Consider the following 14,803-nt stretch of genomic DNA (forward strand, 5'->3'; position numbering starts at 1 on the left):
ATGTTTCGGGTGGCTTCGGTGGCCGGCCGCGCGGTCGGACGCTGACGGCTCGCTGGGTTAGTGCTTCGATCTGTTGGCGGAAACGGTCGCTGCCCTAGGCACGTTGTTGCTGGGTGCAGAATAAAGGGGACGTGGCTAATTAAATCTCGTCCCTCCGGAATAAGGGGACGGAGGCTGAGGTTTCCCCACGTTTTCATGCCGGCACACCCATCTGATCGAGTAGCGCCGGACTTGGCTTTCGTATCTGATTCATGAGTTCGACGAGCCTGGCGTTTGACCATCGTCGCACCAGCGCCTCACGACCGAGTCGCATGATCGAGTACAGCCGTCGTTTGGCTCGACAAGGTGTCAGCCACTGATCGATACCTGCGGTTTCGCAGGCCATGCCCACCAGCCAACTGGCGAAGGCTGCCATCGTGTGGAGCAGCAACAACACTTCGATGCGCTTGCACAAAGCATGGGGTCAGGTCTAGCATCGTAGCATTCGCTGCACAAAGCATGCAAAGCATGCAAAGCACAAAGCACAAAGCATGGGGTCAGGTCTAGCATCGTAGCATTCGCTGGAGTAGGCTCCGCGGCATGGCTCGACCCGTTCGCCTTGAATTTGGTGGTGCGCTCTATCACGTGACGGCACGTGGTGATCGCCGGGAGGCGATCTATGAGGATGACGTGGATCGTGCGCAGTTTCTTGAGGTGCTCGGCCAGGTGGTCGGGCAGTTCAATTGGTGTTGCCATGCGTACTGCCTGATGAGCAATCACTACCATCTGGTGATCGCGACGCCGGATGGCAATTTGTCAAAAGGGATGCGCCAACTCAATGGCGTGTTCACGCAATGGAGCAATCGCCGTCACCACCGCACGGGCCACCTGTTCCAAGGGCGCTACAAGGCGATCCTGGTCGATGCCGACAGCTATCTACTGGAGTTGACCCGTTACGTGGTGTTGAATCCGGTGCGTGCGCACATGGTGGACTCGCCCGCAAAGTGGCCGTGGAGCAGCTATCAAGCCATTACGGGTGAGGTGGGCGCGCCAGCTTGGCTGGAGACGGATGGGCTTCTTGCGCAGTTTGGAACACGCCGTGCCCGGGCCGTGGCAGCGTACGAGAAGTTCGTGCACGAGGGGATGGAAGGCGAGTCGATCTGGAAACATCTGAACCGCCAAGTATTCCTCGGTGACGATACTTTTGTCGCTGCTTCACACCAACGAGCCGGGCAGCGGCCGGACGACATCAACATTCCGCGTGCTCAGCGTCGGCCACCGGCACCGCCGCTAAAGGCGATTGCGAAAGCCCACCTGGATCGTGATGCCGCCATGCGGGCGGCGTGGGCCACCGGTGAATACAGCTATACGCAGATTGCCGCCTATTTCAACGTGCATTTCACCACGGTCGGCCGCATCGTCCGCGGGGCCGTCTAGATGTCCGAATGCAATGATGCCAGGCCTGACCCTTTGCTTCCCCAGTCGGATTCCGGGAGCCGACGATGATCAAGCTGATCGCAGTCGAACCAAAAGAGCGGTATCAGCTGTTGCTACGTTTCTCCGACGGTGCCTCGGGCGTGTTTGACTTTTCCAGGTTCGTTGAGGCGGACACGGAGATGACGGCGCCGCTGCGTGATCCGGCGTTCTTTGCACGCCACTTCATCGAGCTTGGTGCACTGGCTTGGCCGAACGGGTCGGATTTCAGTGCGGGATCGTTGTATCGGCGGCTGCAGGATGAGGGGAGGTTGGTGCGGGGGAAGAAGGTGGTTCAAAAAGGGGTTCACTTACAATCGTTTGAATCGTCGTGGGACGACCGCTGCCTCTTGTTCGCTTGAGGCTATTGAAGCAAGCTCGGCGGAGCTTTCTCGAAAAAAGGGGTCAGGTTCATTTAGTCCCGATTTTTCGCGGCTTGGGGGGTCTGCCGCGAGGCCTGACGCTGACTGAGCATTGGGTCAGTGCTTCGATTTGCTGTCGAGAGCGTTCGCTGCCCCAGGCGCGCTGCTGCTGAGTGTGTTGGCGAAGGTCGTCGAGATGCTTTTCTTCCACGAGTTCATCGACCAGCGCGCGGTAGGCGGCTTGTCGTGTGGCAAGTGTGGTGGCCAGCAGCATGTATTGTTGGTGCGGCGTGATGAGCGGCGCTGGTTGTCCCATCGCGTTGTGGTGGTGGCTCGAAGGGTAGTCCGCGGGATCGTCGGTCATGTGGGCCCTGACGGGATTGAGCTCGATGTAGCGATAGCAGGTGAGCAGGTACCGGTCGGTATCGACCAGTGCTGCCTTGAAGCGTCTTTCCCACAAGGTGCCGTGCGCCGGTAGCGTGCATTGAAACTGCCGACGTAGCGGCGGCCTACCGCTTGCATCATGCGGGAGATGGCTCCGGTGGTGGCCGGTGTCACCAGCAGGTGGACGTGGTTTGTCATCAACACGTAGGCGTGGATCGCACAGTCGTGTCTGGATGATGCTCCACGCAACTCCTGCAGATAGCGCAAGTAGTCGGCTTCTCCCGCGAAGCAGGCTTGGCGGTCATTGCCTCGTTGAACCACGTGTTGCGGGATGCCGGGAAGATCGATACGGGGCTAGCGCGCCATGCCGTGCTTCCTGCGTTGGAGCGGATCAGGTTGCATGGCTGTTGAAACGAGTGCTGCCGGGAGCGCGCGCGTGGCGCACTTCCATACGGCTCAATCTGGCGTAGGAAATGAACCTGACCCCTTTGGGCGCGAGTACCCCTGCCGCATCAATGACCGCGACCGTGGAAGTGGCTGGTGCCGGCGCCGACGGAGATGCTGATGCCGCCGCTCGGCTCGTCGCAGCTGCCGAAGGCCTTGGTGACGTTGACCGTGCCGGTCTGGTAGTTGCCGCTGAAGCGGCTGCCGCCGGCCACGCCCATGCCGACGCTGCCGTGGACTTGTGGCTGGTTGTAGGTGGAGTCGTCGCAGTCCGCCCGCGCGTCGCGGGCGACTTCGGTGTTGCCCAGGCGTCCGCTGGTGTCGCCGTAGTAGACGCCTGGCGGGTCGCGCGGTGGCGTGGCGGCGACGCTGTCTGCGGTGCGCGTGCGGGGCGTGGTGGCGGGAGCGGGTGTCGTGGCGTCGTTCGCAGGTGTGACCGTGGTGCTGCTGGCGGCTGGCAGTTCGCCGGTCGGGAGTTTGAGATTCAGCGGCTGGGTTGTGCTCTGCGCCCATGCCGGCGCGGCCAGCAAGGTGGCCAGCAGGGCGGGGAGAAGGCGGGGGACGTTCATGCGGACTCCGGGGTGATCACGTATCCAACGCGCGAGGCCGCGTCGGCGTGTACATCCCTGTTGGAAAGGCGGCGCGCCGACAAGTTCCGGGAGGCGTCACGACCTGTCTGTCGTAGGAGCCCGCTTGCGGGCGATGCTTCTGACGAAGTCGCCCAAGAGCATCGCCCGCGAGCGGGCTCCTACGGGTGTTCGGTTCAGCCGGTGGTCTCGATGCGTTCGACGCGGCGCAGGCCGCGCGGCAGCAGGTTGCCGCGGGTGGCGCGGTTGCCGCCGTACTCGACCAGGTCGGCCCACTTCAGGGTGAGCTTGCGCGCGCCGGCGTACAGGGTGACCTCGCCCTTGCCTTCGGCGACGACCGCCACGCCGGCCACGCGCTCGCCCTCGGCCAGCTGCTTCTTGGGAATCTCGATCAGCTTGTTGCCCTTGCCCTTGTCCAGTTCCGGCAGTTCGGCCACCGAGAACATCAAGAGATGCCCTTCGCTGGTGACCACCACGATGCGGTCGCGGGCCGGATCGGCGCTGACCTGCGGCGCCAGCACTTTCGCGCCGTCGCTGAGCGAGATGATCTGCTTGCCGGCCTTGTTGCGGCCGGTGAGCGATTCAAAACGGTTGACGAAGCCGTAGCCGAAGTCGGTGGCGAGGATCAGCCGCGTATCGTTGTCGCCGGCGACCACCGCGTCGAAGCTGGCGCCCGCCGCCGGGCTGAAGCGGCCGGTCAGCGGCTCGCCATTGCCGCGCGCCGAGGGCAGGGTGTGCGCGGGCGTGGAGTAGGCGCGGCCGGTGGAGTCGATGAACGCGACCTGCTGCGTGGTGCGCGCCTTCACCGCGGCGAGCAGGCCGTCTCCCTCGCGGTAGTTCAGTGCCTCGGCGTCGATGTCGTGGCCCTTGGCGGCGCGCGCCCAGCCCTTCTGCGAGAGCACCACGGTGACCGGTTCGCTGGCCACCAGCGCGCTCTCGTCCAGCGCATGCGCCACCTCGCGCTCGACCAGCGGCGAGCGGCGTGCGTCGCCGAACTTCTCGGCATCGGCGCGCAGTTCGTCCTTGATCAGTCCCTTCAGCTTGGCCGGCGATTTCAGCAGCACGTTGATGCGCGCGCGCTCCTCCTCGAGCTGGTCGCGCTCGGCATTGATCTTCATCTCCTCCAGCCGTGCCAGCTGGCGCAGCCGGGTTTCGAGGATGTAGTCGGTCTGCTCCTCGCTGAGCCGGAAGCGTGCCATCAGCACCGGCTTGGGCTCGTCCTCGCTGCGCACGATGCGGATGACTTCGTCGAGGTTGAGGTAGGCGGTGTGCAGGCCTTCGAGCAGGTGCAGGCGACGGTCGACCTTGGCCAGGCGATGTTCCAGGCGCCGGGTGACGGTGCTGGTGCGGAAGCTCAGCCACTCGGTGAGGATGCGCTTGAGGTCCTTCACCTGCGGCCGGCCGTCCAGGCCGATCATGTTGAGGTTGACGCGGAAGCTCTTCTCCATGTCCGTCGTGGCGAACAGGTGCTGCATGGTCTCGTCCGCGTCGACGCGGTTCGAGCGCGGCACGATCACCAGCCGGATCGGATTCTCGTGATCGGACTCGTCGCGCAGGTCCTCGATCATCGGCAGCTTCTTCGCGCGCATCTGCGCGGCGATCTGCTCGAGGATCTTCGACGGGCTGACCTGGTGCGGCAGCGCGGTGATCACGATGTTGCCCTCTTCGCGCTGGTACACCGCGCGGGCGCGCACCGAACCGCCGCCGGTCTGGTACATCGCCAGCAGGTCGGCGCGCGGGGTGATGATCTCCGCCTCGGTCGGGTAGTCCGGCCCGCGCACGTGCTCGCACAGGTCGGCGACGCTGGCGTCCGGATCGTCCAGCAGGCGGATGCACGCGGTGGCCAGCTCGCGCAGGTTGTGCGGCGGGATGTCGGTGGCCATGCCGACCGCGATGCCCATCGAGCCGTTCAGCAGCACGTGCGGCACGCGCGCCGGCAGCCAGCTCGGCTCGTCCATGGTGCCGTCGAAGTTCGGCACCCAGTCCACCGTGCCCTGGGCCAGCTCGCCGAGCAGCGCTTCGGCGATCGGGCTGAGCTTGGATTCGGTGTAGCGCATTGCGGCAAAACTTTTCGGGTCGTCCGGCGAGCCGAAGTTGCCCTGGCCGTCGACCAGCGGGTAGCGGTACGAGAACGGCTGCGCCATCAGCACCATCGCCTCGTAGCACGACGAATCGCCGTGCGGATGGAACTTGCCGATCACGTCGCCGATGGTGCGCGCGGACTTCTTCGGCTTCGCGGTGGCGGCCAGGCCCAGCTCGCTCATCGCGTAGATGATGCGCCGCTGCACCGGCTTCAGGCCGTCGCCGACGAACGGCAGCGCGCGGTCCAGCACCACGTACATCGAGTAGTCGAGATAGGCCCGCTCGGCGTATTCCTTCAGCGGGATCTGTTCGTAATTGGCTTGCAGGTTCATGGAGTTGGATCAATCAGGTAGCGCGCAGGCTGCGCGGATAGCCGGACGATGGTGCCAGAAAGCCGGTGCCTGCGGGTACCTTTCAGTGATCGATGCCGTTGTCTTCGAGCGGGTGCCTGAACTTCACGCCGAGCTCTGCGGCGATGGCGTAATTCGCATCGCAATAGAGGTTCCTGCTTTGGAACTGGTCGATACGCTGGAAATAAACAGGCGGTGATCCTGGTGCACCATCCGCATTGTGCGCAACACGATAGATCGAGAATGTCATGCGCGCTTTGTCGGCATAGGACGTCCCCAGGGTGCGATCAGCCGTGATAACGGTGACGGAACCCTCCGGGTTGCGTAGCAAGACCATGTCGCGCAGCCAGCAATCCGCCCCCTCGATGGTGTCGAAGGCCACGTATTCGGGAATCTTCTCGTTGAAGAACGGCACGACATTCCACATCGGCTTCCTCTGCACCGTCCCATCCGTTTCGCCGGCCTCAACATGATCTTGCATGTAGAACGTGATGTGCTCGAAATCATGTGCGTTGAAGTTGCTTCGGTGGGCATTGAAGACCAGATCTTTCCGGCCATCGCCATCGATGTCGATCGCGTTGGGTCCGTTGGCGATGTCGATGACCTGCAGGTGGCTGAAATTTCGGCCGTGCGATGGCTGCACCGGCGTTTGTGCCCACAAGGCAAGCGGACACACCAGTGCGAATGCAACGATCCCTGCGGACTTCATCACGGCGATGGCCTCAATTTCGTTGAGCGGAGATGCCGAGCTTTCGCAACTGCACCTGCACGCTGTCCGGCCCGGCCAAGTGTGCCGCGCCGACGGCGATGAAGACTGTACCGGGCTGCTGCAGCATGGCGGCGATCTTGGTCGCCCACACTTGGTTGCGCTGCACCAGCAGCCGTTGGTAGAGCTTCGGCTCGTGCAGGCGCATGTCGTCGTTGCCGATGCGCGCGATGGCGTCCACGTCGCCGGCCTTCCAGGCGTCGATCAGTTCGGTGAGCCGGAACGTGCCCTTGTTCGCGTCGCGCATGGTCGAGCGCAGCAGGGCCAGCTCGATCGCGCGCGGCATGTCGGCGAGAAAGCGGATCTGCTGTTCGGCGGTTTCCAGGCCCAGCACCGGCTTGCCGGCGGCGCTCATCTGCGCCTTCAGCTGCTTGTCCACGCCATGCTCCGGGTCGAGCCCGGCCTTCAGCAGCGGCGTCACCGCCAGCGTCAGCGCGGCCAGCCACGGGCGCATCACGTTCAGCGTCTGCATGCCGCCGGGCACGCCGAGCTTGTTCGCCAGCAGGTCCAGCCGATGCGCCTCCGACTGGCTGAGCTGGCTGGACAACGGGTGCGTCGCATCCATCCCGTAGCGCAGCACCAGCGCCGTCATGTTCGCCGGGTCGTCGTCGGTCAGTTCGATGTACAACGTCCGGCTGTCTGCCAGCGCCCGGTCCAGCGTCGGGTCGTGCCAACTGGCGTCGCTCGGCATCAGGTGCACCGTGCCGAACAGGTAGATCGTGGTATCGGCATCCTTCACTACCCACAGCGCGGGGTGGGCGATGACTGCCGCGGGCAGCAACAGGAGCAGGCAGAGGGAGATGTGGGCGAGCAGGTGCTTCATGCCTGCGAGTGTTGCGGCAAGCGCGTGGCGGTTCAATCCGGTACCCCGGATTGTCTGCGATCGTCCATGCCGATCAGTCGCCCGAACGCCAGCGCGGCGGTTCGCCCTTCAGCCAGCACACGGCGATCAGGCCGAGGGTAAGCAATGCCAGGCTGAGCGCGAACATGACGGGGTCGGCCGCTGGTCGCAGGAAATGAAAGATCAGCGCAACACACCCCGCATAGACGGCAAGGCAAACCCAACCCTCCCATCGAGTCGGCAGGCCCCAGCCCCAGCCGTAGCGTTTGGCGGGAAACCAATACTTGTTCTGGCTATCCATTTCGGCTCCCTGGGAGAGTTTGTGGCGTTTGAACTTGAATGACGCCGACCTCGTTTGACCTACAGGCCGAGCAGCCCCCAGGTCCAGTAAACACCAATGCCCATTTGCACGGCAAAGGCGGTGAAGCGGGCGTTGACGGCGATGACGCTGGTCGAAGCCAGGTGGATGCCGGATTGGATGACCCTCGCGCCCAGCAGCCAGGGGGCCAGCGCATCCGTGACCTCGGTCCGATCCGTGACCAGCGCGACCAGCAACAGCCCGCCGAAGACGGGCAGGCTTTCGATGCAGTTCGCGTGTGCCCGGGCGAGCCGCTGCATGAACGGCGAAAGGCCCGCGTTGTCGGGCGCGAACCCGTTCGAGCGGACGCGGCCGGTGACGACGAGGTAGCTGCGCAGCACCTCCATCACTACCAGCAGCAGTAATGTCCAGGCGAGGAACAGCGTGAGTACCAGAGCTGAGGTGGTCATGGTGCCGCCTGCGATTTGCGTGGAGTGGGTGGGATGGGTGGTAGCCGCCGGCTAGGTCGGGGCTCGTTTGGATTACAGCCAATTCATTTCTTCCGCCCCTTGTTCGCGTCCCTAATATGCTCTTGTTTTGGCAGCCGCCATTGCGTGGGCCGTCAATGCGATTCAGTGGGGCCCCGCGCTGGAGGTGGCAACGAATCCGGACGGAGCGAAGCTGTCTTCAATCCCGTCATGCCGTCGGGCGTGGATGCTTTCACGGAGTTTCGGGTTCGATGGGTGCGCGCGCAAAGCCGCCTGAGCAGGGCCAGGATCACCAGTTCGACGAGCGCGAAACCGAACCCTGCCAGCGCCGCGATGCCCTTGATCTTCCCCTGCTGTTCCTGCGTGGGGAACAGCTCCAGCGACCCATGGATGAAATAGGCGACATCGAGTAGCAGCAGGAGCGCGAACACAAGCCCCAGAAGCGACAGCATGCCGGCCTGGAGACGGGTGCCCCCGGTTTTCCGCATGACCCTTCCATCCGTTCCCTGGTGCACATGAAAGCCCTCAGGCATCCCCTGGATATTCGGCACGGCGCGGCGGCAATGACTTGAGCCCGCGCGCGCGTCAGCGCGGCACGCGGTAGCCGCCGGGCACGCCGTGCGGGCTCAGGGTGATCTGCCACAGCTGGTCGCGGCGGCTGCGGAAGACCGCGGCGGAGACGGCGAGGTAGTAGCGCCACATGCGCCGGAAGCGTTCGTCGTAGGTTTCCGGCAGGGTGGGCCAGGCGGATTCGACGTTGGCGCGCCAGGCGGTGAGGGTGCGGTCGTAGTCGGCGCCGAAGTTGTGCCAGTCCTCGACCACGAACAGGTCTTCCAGCGCGGCCGCGACCTGGCTGGCGGCGGGGATCATCGAGTTGGGGAAGATGTATTTCTCGATCCACGGATCGGTCTGCGCCGGCGCGCCGTTGCTGCCGATGCAGTGGAGCAGCGACAGGCCACCCTCCTTCAGGCAGCGGCGCACGGTTTCGAAATAGCTGCGGTAGTTCTTGCCGCCGACGTGCTCGAACATGCCGATCGAATACACCGCGTCGAACGGCTCGTCGACCTCGCGGTAATCCTGCAGGCGGATCTCGATCGGCAGGCCGGCGCAGAGTTCCCGCGCGTAGTCGGCCTGCTGTTGCGAGACGGTGATGCCGACGCCTTCGACGCCGTAGTGCTCGGCGGCATACTTCAACGCCTCGCCCCAGCCGCAGCCGATGTCGAGTACGCGCTGGCCGGTCTTCAACTGCAGCTTGCGGCAGACCAGGTCGAGCTTGGCCTCCTGCGCGTCGTCGAGGTTGTCGGCCTTGGCCCAGTAGCCGCACGAGTACACCAGGCGCTTGCCAAGCATGGCCTGGAACAGGTCGTTGCCGAGGTCGTAGTGGGCCTTGCCGATCTCGAACGCGCGCTCGCCGCGCTGCAGGTTGATGAAGCGCGCCTTGAGGTGGGCGAGCACGGTGTCGAGGGTCTTCAGGCCCTGGTCGATGCCCGCACTGAGCAGGCGGGTGCACAGGCCGGGCAGGTCGGCGGCGTCCCACCAGCCGTCCATGTAGGCCTCGCCCAGGCCCAGCGAACCGTGGGCAAACACGCGGGCGTAGAGGCGTTCGTCGTGTACCTGCAGGTCGGTCGCGTCGTGGCCGTTGATGTGGATGCCGGCTTGCGCCAGCAGTTCCCCGGCGCGGTTCTTGAGGTCGTCCTGGCTCATGCGCTACCTCGTGCCTTGATGATGCCCATGCGGCTGCGGCGAATCGCCGAGTACCGCGAAGCTTGCCGGCCAGCGTGCATACGTGGCGTCGACGCGGGCCTCACGCAGCCGTTGCAGCAGCGCCTCGGCCTGCTCGTCGAGCAGCACGAACTCGATCTTGACCGGCAGGTCGTCGGCCAGTTCGAAGAACTGCTCCTCGTGCAGCACGCCGTGGCGGCCGTAGCCGGCGATCGCGCGGAACACCGAGCCGCCGCCGATATGCAGCGCCTTGGCCTGCGCCAGCAGCCACTCGGAAAGCAGGATGCCTTCGTGACGTGCACGCGCATGGCAATAGAAGGTGAGGTGCGCGCCGTGTTGCAGGGCTTGGTGATTCATGGGGTCTCCCGTTCAGTGGCGCAGCAGGTTGCGGGTCAGGGCGAGGCCGAGCACGGTCATGCCCAGCGAGCCGGCCAGGTGGCTGAGCACGTGGCCGCCGAACCACAGGTACTGCTGGCGCAGCAGCAGGGTGACCGCTTCGCCGGAGAAGGTGGAGAACGTGGTCAGGCCGCCGAGGAAGCCGGTCATCACGAACAATTGCAGCTCCGGAGACGCGGCCTGGAAATGGCGGAACAGGCCGATTGCCACGCCCATCAGCAGGCCGCCGGTGAGGTTGGCGGCCAGCGTGCCCAGCGGCAGGGTGGGGAACAGCGGGTTGAACAGCAGGCCCAGGCCCCAGCGGCACCAGCAACCGAGGGCACCGCCCAGCCCGATCGCGACAAATCCAGTCAGACCCACGTGCGCTACTCCGTTGCAGGAAAGGTTCCGGCGACCGCAGCGACAGGCAGGCCTGCGCCGCCGGGAACCGGCGTTGCAGGCATCATCAACCTCGTGGCGGAAGCACCCGGGGTGGTTGGTTGCGGACGCGTCGCGCGCCCGCAACGGGAGGCATGCCATCTCCCATCGGGCCATCGTAGTGGAAACCGCCGGCCGCCCGTCAAGCGTGGATCAACCGCCGCGCCTGCCGACCGGCGCGACCGGGTCGGTCACGCTTTCCACCGACATCAACACGGTCGCGGTGGCCAGGGCGCGAACCAGGCTGGGCGAACGGTAGCCCGGGTCGGCCAGCCAGCGACGCCACACCGATTCGTCCACCTTCTCGTTGACGCCGCTGCCCACGGTGCGGTCGAACGGCGGCTTGAACTCCTTGTAGAGGCCGTCCATGAACTCCTTGTAGGAGTCGCGCGGCACGCCCGTGCATGCATCAGGCGGCGGCACCAGCAGTTCGCTGCAGGTGAGGCCTGCCTTGATCGCGCGGGTCTGCAGCCAGGCCAGGGCCAGGTCGGGCAGCGGGTCGGGCTTGCGGCCGGCGCCGTCGCGGCGATTGCCGCCGCCCACGTCGGAGTGCGAGCCGATGAACCAGCGTTGCTCGACGTCGACCTGTTCGCGCTTCTTGGAGGTCAGCGATTCGCCGGGCTTGACGGTGTACGGATTGCGCGTCCACACCGCGGGCTGGAAATCGCCGCGATGTTCGTCCAGCGCCAGCGCCTGGTAGGCGTGCTTGACGATCTTGCTCAGCTCGGTGTCGTGGAAGCGGTAGCGCGAGCGCGCAAACGGAAACCACGAGGCAGTGTCGGGGATGCCGAGCGAACCGACCGTGTCCCACACGCCGATGAAATGGATGTCCACCTCGATCGAGTGCTGCTGGCGAAATGCCCGCGCGGCCGGGTCGTCGGGCCTGGTCTCCACGTCGCGGTAGAAATCGTAGGCGTGACTTGCGTCGGCGCGGGACAGCTTGCCGCGGCCGTCGCGCTTGAGCAGGCCGCATTTTCGGATCAGGCCGCCCAGGCTGCGCGCGGTATAGGCGCCGCGGCTGAAACCGAACAGGTAGATCTCGTCGCCCGCCTGCCACGTGTCGCACAGCCAGCGGTAGCCATCCAGCACGTTGCCCGAGAGGCCATAGCCGAACGCGCCGCCGAGCAGGTGGGTGATCCCGCGCTTCACCCCCACGCCGGGGATGTAGTTGACCTGTTGCACGTTGCCCAGTGCGTCGCGCGGCGCGATCAGCCGACGCAGGCGCTCCACGTTGGTATTCGATTCCGGCTTGTTCCAGGTGCCATCGAACAACAGCACCAGTCGGCGCGTGGTCATGGATTCCTCCGTCGCGACGGGCGCAGCCCGCGACAGCTTCGGGTCGATCGGCGCCGACTGTAGCAGGCGCCATGCGCCAGTGTGGCCGGCGGCGTATGCTGCAAGGTCAACTCCGCCAGACGAGGCGACGCGCGACGATGCAGTCACGGGCCCGGACAGACATGGCGCAGGCGTTCCGGCGCCTGCACGACCGCAGCCGCGTACTGCTGCTGCCCAACGCCTGGGATGCGCTCAGCGCGCGGCTGTTCGCGCGGCGGGGCTTCGCCGCGGTGGCCACCACCAGCGCCGGCGTGGCGTGGTCGCTGGGCTACGCCGATGGCGAGCAGGCGCCGCTGGACGAGGTGCTGGCGGCGGTCGCCCGCATCGTGCGCGCGGCGGAGGTGCCGGTGACGGTGGACATCGAGACCGGCTACGGCGAGACGCCGGCGGAGGTGGCCGCGACGGTGCAGTCGGTGATTGCCGCGGGCGCTGTCGGCATCAACATCGAGGACGGCATGCCGGGCCACGGCCCGCTGCGCGAGGCGTCCGCGGCGGCGGCGCGGGTGCGCGCGGCACGAACGGCCGCCGACGCGGCCGGGGTGCCGATCGTGATCAATGCACGGGTCGATCACTGGATGCAGCATGACGGCGCCGAGCCGGCCGCACGCCTGGCCGACGCCATCGAGCGTGGCCGCGCCTATCTCGCCGCGGGCGCCGACTGCATCTATCCGATCGGACTGGCCGATCCGGCCACGCTGGCCGCGCTGGTGCGCGCGCTCGACGCGCCGGTCAACGTCGCGGCAGGCGCCGGCATGCCCGGCCTGGCCGAGCTTTTCCGGCTCGGCGTGGCCCGGGTCAGCACCGCCACGCGGCTGACCACGCTGGCGCTGGCGGCCGTCGATCACGCGCTGGCGCGCATGCGCGAGAGCGGAAATTTCGAGGGACTGGTTGCCGACTTCGGCTACGCCGACGCGCAGCAACTGTTCGAACCGGTTCGAACTGACGAGAGGTGACAGGAATGAGTGGACGCATCGACTACAGGACCGCCTCGCCGGCCGCCTTCAAGGCCATGCTGGCGATGGAAGCCCAGGTTCGCGGCAGCGGCCTGGAGCATTCGCTGATCGAGCTGGTGAAGATGCGCGTGTCGCAGATCAACGGCTGCGCGTACTGCCTGGACATGCACAGCAAGGACGCGCGCGCCGCCGGCGAAACCGAGCAGCGGCTGCACGTGCTGGCGGCGTGGCGCGAGGCGCCGTTCTACTCGGCGCGCGAGCGTGCCGCGCTGGCCTGGGCCGAGGCGGTCACCTTGGTATCGACGAACGACCTGCCTGACGCCCTGTATGACGAGGTACGCGCCCAGTTCGACGACAAGGCCATGGTCGATCTCACCCTGGCGATCATCGCGATCAACGGCTGGAACCGGCTGGCCATCGGATTCCGCGCGGATGTCGGCAACTACCAGCCGCAGCCGGCGGGTTGATCGCGCCATGGTGCTGGAGCGCGCATTCTACCGGCGCGACCCGCGCACGGTGGCGCCGGAACTGCTGAACAAGGTGCTGCGGCACGCCGACGGCCGCAGCGGCCGCATCGTGGAAACCGAAGCCTACTGCGGGCCGACCGATCCGGCCGCGCACTCCTGGCGCGGCCGCACGGCGCGCAATGCGACGATGTTCGGTATGCCGGGGCTGCTCTATGTGTACTTCACCTACGGCATGCATTGGTGCTGCAACCCGGTCTGCGGCGAGGAGGGCGAGGGCGTGGCGGTGTTGTTGCGCGCGCTGGCGCCGCTGGACGGGCTGGCTGCGATGCGCGCCGCACGCCCCGCCTGCCGCAGCGATCGCGACCTGTGCCGCGGACCGGCGCGGCTGTGCCAGGCGATGGGCATCGACCGCGCGCAGGACGGCATCGACCTGGTCGACGGCGCCGGCGGCTTCAGCATCGTCGACGATGGCGTGCCGCCGCCGGCCGCGCCGGTGATCACGCCGCGCGTCGGCATCACCCGCGCGGTCGACGAGCCGTGGCGCTGGTACGTGCCGAACGACCCGCACGTCTCGCGTCGCTGAGCGGAGGTGCTTGCCGCGCAGACCACATGGAATTGACGGCAGGTTGATCGCGCGCGGTACACGGTACCCAGCCTCACCACCCATTGCGGAGCCTGCGGCCATGCCTTATTCCTCCATCAGCAACCTGCCCGATTCCGTACGCGACCACCTGCCCAGGCACGCGCAGGAGATCTACAAGGAAGCATTCAACAGCGCCTGGGACGAATACGCCGACAAGGACGAGCGGCGCGGCGACGAGTCACGCGAGGAAGCGGCGCACAAGGTCGCCTGGTCGGCGGTCAAGCAGAAGTACGAGAAGGGCCGCGACGGCAACTGGCACGCCAGGTAGCCGGGATTCGGGGTTCGGAGCCGGGGACCTGCGTCAGGCGTGCGGCAGGCCGCGCGCCTTGAGAAATTCGCGGGCATTTTCGGCGTCGTGTTCGAACCACGCGCGGGTCGAGCCGAGACGGAACGAATAGCCCCAGGCGTCCATGTCGCGCATCAGGCGTTCGCGGCCCACGCCGGGCAGCTCGTCGGCCAGCACGATCTGCAGGTAGCAGGTGGCGTCTTCTTCCTCGATCGAATCGGTGGCGTCGGTATGGACGTCCGGACGTCTGTCCGCCGGCAGCACGATCAGGTGGCCGGCCTCGTGCAGCAGCGAGTGTGCCGGCGTGTCGTCGCGGGCGTAGACGGTGGTGCCGATGATGCCGGCCTCCTCCTCGCCCCAGAAGCTGCCGGGAATCGGTTCACCCGCCGCCACCCGCTGCAGGTGCAGGCCGAAGCGGCCGAGCAGCGCCGCGGGCGCGTCGAATCCGATGTCGGCCATGCGCAGCACGGTGCGGGCCGGATCGCCGGAAGGTCGCGTGATGTCGGGATGCATGGTCGTGCGCCGGGCGC

The 14,803-nt window shown here is 66.2% G+C and carries 20 protein-coding genes; 6 read left to right on the top strand and 14 right to left on the bottom strand.

What is annotated here, in order from left to right; all coding sequences use genetic code 11:
* Positions 1 to 579 precede the first annotated feature (579 nt).
* Complete coding sequence (locus ACVCMC_RS02085) at positions 580 to 1,416, top strand: transposase (RefSeq protein WP_447098501.1); 837 nt, start codon at positions 580 to 582, stop codon at positions 1,414 to 1,416.
* 65 nt (positions 1,417 to 1,481) lie between these two features.
* On the top strand, positions 1,482 to 1,814 hold the full coding sequence (locus ACVCMC_RS02090; protein WP_447098502.1) for a DUF2442 domain-containing protein: 333 nt from the start codon (positions 1,482 to 1,484) through the stop codon (positions 1,812 to 1,814).
* 49 nt (positions 1,815 to 1,863) lie between these two features.
* Here ACVCMC_RS02090 and ACVCMC_RS02095 read toward each other — a convergent pair whose 3' ends face one another.
* The 13 genes from ACVCMC_RS02095 to ACVCMC_RS02155 all read right to left on the bottom strand — a co-directional run bounded on the left by ACVCMC_RS02095 (position 1,864) and on the right by ACVCMC_RS02155 (position 11,885).
* Positions 1,864 to 2,274: a transposase gene (locus tag ACVCMC_RS02095; protein WP_447099534.1), complete on the bottom strand. Its 411-nt coding sequence runs from the start codon at positions 2,272 to 2,274 to the stop codon at positions 1,864 to 1,866.
* Complete coding sequence (locus ACVCMC_RS02100) at positions 2,175 to 2,519, bottom strand: transposase (RefSeq protein WP_447098503.1); 345 nt, start codon at positions 2,517 to 2,519, stop codon at positions 2,175 to 2,177. Before ACVCMC_RS02100 ends, ACVCMC_RS02095 begins: the two co-directional genes overlap by 100 nt.
* 191 nt (positions 2,520 to 2,710) lie before the next feature.
* Positions 2,711 to 3,211, bottom strand: coding sequence for a hypothetical protein (locus tag ACVCMC_RS02105; RefSeq protein ID WP_447098504.1), 501 nt, complete (start codon positions 3,209 to 3,211; stop codon positions 2,711 to 2,713).
* Positions 3,212 to 3,405: 194 nt separating this feature from the next.
* Complete coding sequence (gene parC / locus ACVCMC_RS02110; RefSeq protein WP_447098505.1) at positions 3,406 to 5,643, bottom strand: DNA topoisomerase IV subunit A; 2,238 nt, start codon at positions 5,641 to 5,643, stop codon at positions 3,406 to 3,408.
* Between the two features lie 82 nt (positions 5,644 to 5,725).
* Positions 5,726 to 6,370 carry a carbapenem self-resistance protein CarG family protein gene (locus ACVCMC_RS02115; RefSeq protein ID WP_447099440.1) on the bottom strand — a complete coding sequence of 215 codons (645 nt, stop codon included), beginning with the start codon at positions 6,368 to 6,370 and terminating at the stop codon, positions 5,726 to 5,728.
* A 13-nt stretch (positions 6,371 to 6,383) separates the two neighbouring features.
* A complete protein-coding gene (locus ACVCMC_RS02120; protein WP_447098506.1) occupies positions 6,384 to 7,250 on the bottom strand; it encodes a TraB/GumN family protein in 867 nt (288 codons plus the stop codon).
* A 73-nt stretch (positions 7,251 to 7,323) separates the two neighbouring features.
* Positions 7,324 to 7,569, bottom strand: coding sequence for a hypothetical protein (locus ACVCMC_RS02125; protein WP_447098507.1), 246 nt, complete (start codon positions 7,567 to 7,569; stop codon positions 7,324 to 7,326).
* A gap of 59 nt (positions 7,570 to 7,628) precedes the next feature.
* On the bottom strand, positions 7,629 to 8,036 hold the full coding sequence (locus ACVCMC_RS02130) for an MAPEG family protein (protein ID WP_447098508.1): 408 nt from the start codon (positions 8,034 to 8,036) through the stop codon (positions 7,629 to 7,631).
* A 152-nt stretch (positions 8,037 to 8,188) separates the two neighbouring features.
* Positions 8,189 to 8,506: a hypothetical protein gene (locus ACVCMC_RS02135; protein WP_447098509.1), complete on the bottom strand. Its 318-nt coding sequence runs from the start codon at positions 8,504 to 8,506 to the stop codon at positions 8,189 to 8,191.
* A gap of 133 nt (positions 8,507 to 8,639) precedes the next feature.
* Positions 8,640 to 9,758 (bottom strand): cyclopropane fatty acyl phospholipid synthase, encoded by a 1,119-nt coding sequence (cfa, locus tag ACVCMC_RS02140; RefSeq protein WP_447098510.1) that lies wholly within the window; start codon positions 9,756 to 9,758, stop codon positions 8,640 to 8,642.
* A 3-nt stretch (positions 9,759 to 9,761) separates the two neighbouring features.
* The gene (locus ACVCMC_RS02145) at positions 9,762 to 10,133 is read right to left on the bottom strand and encodes a DUF190 domain-containing protein (protein ID WP_447098511.1); all 372 of its coding nucleotides are present in this window, start codon (positions 10,131 to 10,133) and stop codon (positions 9,762 to 9,764) included.
* Between the two features lie 12 nt (positions 10,134 to 10,145).
* The gene (crcB, locus tag ACVCMC_RS02150) at positions 10,146 to 10,532 is read right to left on the bottom strand and encodes a fluoride efflux transporter CrcB (RefSeq protein WP_395119485.1); all 387 of its coding nucleotides are present in this window, start codon (positions 10,530 to 10,532) and stop codon (positions 10,146 to 10,148) included.
* A 210-nt stretch (positions 10,533 to 10,742) separates the two neighbouring features.
* Positions 10,743 to 11,885 carry a DUF2235 domain-containing protein gene (locus tag ACVCMC_RS02155; RefSeq protein WP_447098512.1) on the bottom strand — a complete coding sequence of 381 codons (1,143 nt, stop codon included), beginning with the start codon at positions 11,883 to 11,885 and terminating at the stop codon, positions 10,743 to 10,745.
* A gap of 161 nt (positions 11,886 to 12,046) precedes the next feature.
* Between ACVCMC_RS02155 and ACVCMC_RS02160 the strand changes: the two genes are divergently transcribed.
* The 4 genes from ACVCMC_RS02160 to chaB all read left to right on the top strand — a co-directional run bounded on the left by ACVCMC_RS02160 (position 12,047) and on the right by chaB (position 14,255).
* Positions 12,047 to 12,877, top strand: coding sequence for an isocitrate lyase/PEP mutase family protein (locus tag ACVCMC_RS02160; protein WP_395119481.1), 831 nt, complete (start codon positions 12,047 to 12,049; stop codon positions 12,875 to 12,877).
* Between the two features lie 5 nt (positions 12,878 to 12,882).
* Positions 12,883 to 13,344 carry a carboxymuconolactone decarboxylase family protein gene (locus tag ACVCMC_RS02165; RefSeq protein ID WP_447098513.1) on the top strand — a complete coding sequence of 154 codons (462 nt, stop codon included), beginning with the start codon at positions 12,883 to 12,885 and terminating at the stop codon, positions 13,342 to 13,344.
* 7 nt (positions 13,345 to 13,351) lie between these two features.
* Positions 13,352 to 13,927 (top strand): DNA-3-methyladenine glycosylase, encoded by a 576-nt coding sequence (locus ACVCMC_RS02170; RefSeq protein WP_447099441.1) that lies wholly within the window; start codon positions 13,352 to 13,354, stop codon positions 13,925 to 13,927.
* Positions 13,928 to 14,027: 100 nt separating this feature from the next.
* Positions 14,028 to 14,255, top strand: coding sequence for a putative cation transport regulator ChaB (gene chaB / locus ACVCMC_RS02175; protein WP_447098514.1), 228 nt, complete (start codon positions 14,028 to 14,030; stop codon positions 14,253 to 14,255).
* Positions 14,256 to 14,288: 33 nt separating this feature from the next.
* Here chaB and ACVCMC_RS02180 read toward each other — a convergent pair whose 3' ends face one another.
* A complete protein-coding gene (locus tag ACVCMC_RS02180; RefSeq protein WP_395119475.1) occupies positions 14,289 to 14,786 on the bottom strand; it encodes a hypothetical protein in 498 nt (165 codons plus the stop codon).
* Positions 14,787 to 14,803: the final 17 nt, after the last annotated feature.

Source organism: Rhodanobacter sp. UC4452_H20, from assembly GCF_052978205.1.

Excerpts from the sequence above, each read along its gene's own strand:
- ACVCMC_RS02130 (WP_447098508.1), bottom strand. The coding sequence starts at position 8,036 with ATGACCACCTCAGCTCTGGTACTCACGCTGTTCCTCGCCTGGACATTA.
- ACVCMC_RS02180 (WP_395119475.1), bottom strand. The coding sequence starts at position 14,786 with ATGCATCCCGACATCACGCGACCTTCCGGCGATCCGGCCCGCACCGTG.
- ACVCMC_RS02090 (WP_447098502.1), top strand. The coding sequence starts at position 1,482 with ATGATCAAGCTGATCGCAGTCGAACCAAAAGAGCGGTATCAGCTGTTG.
- ACVCMC_RS02170 (WP_447099441.1), top strand. The coding sequence starts at position 13,352 with ATGGTGCTGGAGCGCGCATTCTACCGGCGCGACCCGCGCACGGTGGCG.
- ACVCMC_RS02105 (WP_447098504.1), bottom strand. The coding sequence starts at position 3,211 with ATGAACGTCCCCCGCCTTCTCCCCGCCCTGCTGGCCACCTTGCTGGCC.
- ACVCMC_RS02145 (WP_447098511.1), bottom strand. The coding sequence starts at position 10,133 with ATGAATCACCAAGCCCTGCAACACGGCGCGCACCTCACCTTCTATTGC.
- ACVCMC_RS02115 (WP_447099440.1), bottom strand. The coding sequence starts at position 6,370 with ATGAAGTCCGCAGGGATCGTTGCATTCGCACTGGTGTGTCCGCTTGCC.
- cfa (WP_447098510.1), bottom strand. The coding sequence starts at position 9,758 with ATGAGCCAGGACGACCTCAAGAACCGCGCCGGGGAACTGCTGGCGCAA.
- ACVCMC_RS02155 (WP_447098512.1), bottom strand. The coding sequence starts at position 11,885 with ATGACCACGCGCCGACTGGTGCTGTTGTTCGATGGCACCTGGAACAAG.
- ACVCMC_RS02085 (WP_447098501.1), top strand. The coding sequence starts at position 580 with ATGGCTCGACCCGTTCGCCTTGAATTTGGTGGTGCGCTCTATCACGTG.
- ACVCMC_RS02125 (WP_447098507.1), bottom strand. The coding sequence starts at position 7,569 with ATGGATAGCCAGAACAAGTATTGGTTTCCCGCCAAACGCTACGGCTGG.
- ACVCMC_RS02120 (WP_447098506.1), bottom strand. The coding sequence starts at position 7,250 with ATGAAGCACCTGCTCGCCCACATCTCCCTCTGCCTGCTCCTGTTGCTG.
- ACVCMC_RS02135 (WP_447098509.1), bottom strand. The coding sequence starts at position 8,506 with ATGCTGTCGCTTCTGGGGCTTGTGTTCGCGCTCCTGCTGCTACTCGAT.
- ACVCMC_RS02165 (WP_447098513.1), top strand. The coding sequence starts at position 12,883 with ATGAGTGGACGCATCGACTACAGGACCGCCTCGCCGGCCGCCTTCAAG.
- ACVCMC_RS02160 (WP_395119481.1), top strand. The coding sequence starts at position 12,047 with ATGGCGCAGGCGTTCCGGCGCCTGCACGACCGCAGCCGCGTACTGCTG.
- parC (WP_447098505.1), bottom strand. The coding sequence starts at position 5,643 with ATGAACCTGCAAGCCAATTACGAACAGATCCCGCTGAAGGAATACGCC.
- chaB (WP_447098514.1), top strand. The coding sequence starts at position 14,028 with ATGCCTTATTCCTCCATCAGCAACCTGCCCGATTCCGTACGCGACCAC.